Source organism: Romboutsia sp. 13368 (assembly GCF_018336475.1).
GTDB lineage: Bacteria > Bacillota > Clostridia > Peptostreptococcales > Peptostreptococcaceae > Romboutsia.
The window spans coordinates 1,184,980-1,187,536 of sequence record NZ_CP048741.1; the positions used below are offsets into that span (position 1 = coordinate 1,184,980).

Genomic DNA, 2,557 nt, shown 5'->3' on the forward strand with positions numbered 1-2,557 from the left:
TAGAAYTTAAGCTTTGGCTCTGTTCCAGAAGGTCTTATAGCAACCCAAGAACCATCTTCTAAGAAGAACTTTAATACATCTGCTTTTGGAAGTCCATCTATTCCTTTAGAATAGTCTTTACTATCTATTACTTTAAAATCTCCCATAGAAGATACTTCATTTTCTCTGAAGTAATTCATTATCTCTTTTATCTTAGCTAATCCTTCTATCCCTTTTAATGTTATAGATATAGTTTTTTCTTTAAAGAAGCCGTATTTTTCATATAAAGACATTAATCCTTCATATAAGCTCATTCCTTTTGAATAGTAGTAAGCTGCCATTTCAGATATTAAAACTGAAGCAACTACACCATCTTTATCTCTAGCATGAGTACCTACTAAGTATCCATAACTTTCTTCATATCCAAATAAGTAAGTTTTTTCATTGTTATTTTTTTCAAATAACTTTATTTTTTCTCCTATGAATTTGAAACCAGTTAATACGTTTAATACTTCTATATTATTAGCTTTAGCAATATCTGCACCAAATTCAGAAGTAACTATTGTTTTTATAAGAGTAGAGTTTTCTTTTAACTCACCATTTTCTTTTAATCCTTCTATTATGTAGTTAGTAAGAAGACCACCTATTTGATTCCCAGTTAAAAGTGCATATTCTCCAGTAGTTGTTTTAACTGCAACACCAACTCTATCACAGTCAGGGTCAGTTGCTATAACTAAATCAGCTCCGTTTGCTTTAGCTAATTCTATTCCTCTAGTTAAAGCTTTTTGTTCTTCTGGATTAGGATATTCTATACCTGCAAAATTAGGATCTGGTTGCTCTTCTTCTTTAACAACTAATATATTTTCAAATCCAACTTCTGATAAAGCTCTTCTTATAGGAACATTGCCAGTACCACAAAGTGGAGTAAATACTATTTTAAATTCTTTACCTACTTTTTCTATTAATTCTTTTCTTATAACTTGCTTTTTAACAGCTTCTATAAATTCAGTATCTTCTTTTTCATCTAACATTACAACTAAATCTTTATTTTYATCTGTTAATGTAGGTATTGTACTGTAATCATGTATACTATTGATTTCATCAGTTATAGCATTTGCAATGTGTGGCATTACTTGAGCTCCATCTTCCCAGTATACTTTGTATCCATTATATTCTGGTGGATTGTGGCTAGCAGTTATAACTATCCCAGCTATCGTATTTAAATTTCTAACAGCAAAAGATAATTCTGGAGTAGTTCTTAAAGAATCGAATATATATGCTTTTATACCACAAGCAGCTAATGTATTTGCAGCTTCTATACAAAATTCTCTAGACATATGTCTATTGTCATGAGCTATTACAACTCCTCTATTTTTATCTTCTTCTGTAGTGTTTTTTATTATGTAATTAGCAAGACCGAAAGTAGCTCTTCTTACTGTATATATGTTAATTCTATTAGTTCCAGCTGCTATAACACCTCTTAAACCAGCTGTACCGAATTCTAAGTCTTTGTAGAATCTATCCTCTATTTCTTTTTCATTACCCTTTAAATTTGCTAGTTCTTCTTTAGTTTCTTGATCAAAGTATGGATTATTTAGCCATTCTTGATATTTATCCATATAGTTCATTATGAAAGTCCCCCTATTTTATTACATTTTGTTTAATATTTATATATCTTATTATGTATATTTTATACTTTTAAAATATTTTAGTAAAGATTTAAATAAATCTTTTTRWYAATATTTTATTTATTGTATGTAAATATCAATAGTTCTTCTTCCCCAGTTTATACATTGAGATTCACTATTCATAAATATATCTATTTTATTTCCTTTTATAGCTCCACCACAATCTTCTGCAACAAAAGTCATATTAAATTGAGGTATATATACTTTTGTTCCATAAGGAATTACCCTAGGATCAACTGCTATTGTTCCCCATTTAGGTCTTGTACCTGTTGATGTTATTGTACCGCTTGAATAGGCAGTTGCAACAACACTCATACTTCTTGAATTTTTAGATCTTGAAGCTACTACAACATCTTCTTTTATACCTTTATTTACAATTTTATCAGTTGGATTTTTTGTAATTTTTTCTGATACTAACTTTTTTTCAACCAACTTATTATCTTCATAAATTAATTTATAGATAGTTTCTTTTTCGCCATCGTTTCCATTTTGAACTATTACGGTTTTACCTTTAGATAAATCATTATCTTCATTTATAGTTATTTCAAAAGGAACTTTTTCATATTCTTTTTGTTCCTTTATATCAACCTTTACTATGTTTATTTGAATATTGTCTTTTAGCTTAGTATCTAGATTTGGCGTTATCTTATCATCATTATCATATTTAATACCTTGTTCATCTAGAAATTCTTTTATAGTACTTTTAAATGAAGATGTTACAATTTCTTCTCCGTTCATTATTATTTTTATTTGTTCTTTTTTTAATGTACAATGTGAAAATATTGATATTGTTAGTATTAGAATCAAAAATAAAAATACAACTATTTTATTATTATTCTCTTTAATATTCATATATCCTCCTTTTTTAATTTAATATCTTTTTATTTATA

The 2,557-nt window shown here is 27.6% G+C and carries 2 protein-coding genes (1 of these 2 cut by a window edge); both read right to left on the reverse strand.

Annotated features, from left to right (window positions below; genetic code table 11):
• A protein-coding gene (locus tag G3997_RS04835) for a phospho-sugar mutase (protein ID WP_296648961.1) crosses the window boundary here: on the reverse strand, positions 1-1,607 show its 5' portion. It extends 136 nt beyond the left edge of the window; only the first 1,607 of its 1,743 coding nucleotides appear in the window; its start codon is at positions 1,605-1,607; its stop codon lies off the left edge, out of view.
• Positions 1,608-1,727: 120 nt separating this feature from the next.
• Complete coding sequence (locus G3997_RS04840; RefSeq protein ID WP_296648965.1) at positions 1,728-2,519, reverse strand: 3D domain-containing protein; 792 nt, start codon at positions 2,517-2,519, stop codon at positions 1,728-1,730.
• Between the last annotated feature and the right edge of the window lie 38 nt (positions 2,520-2,557).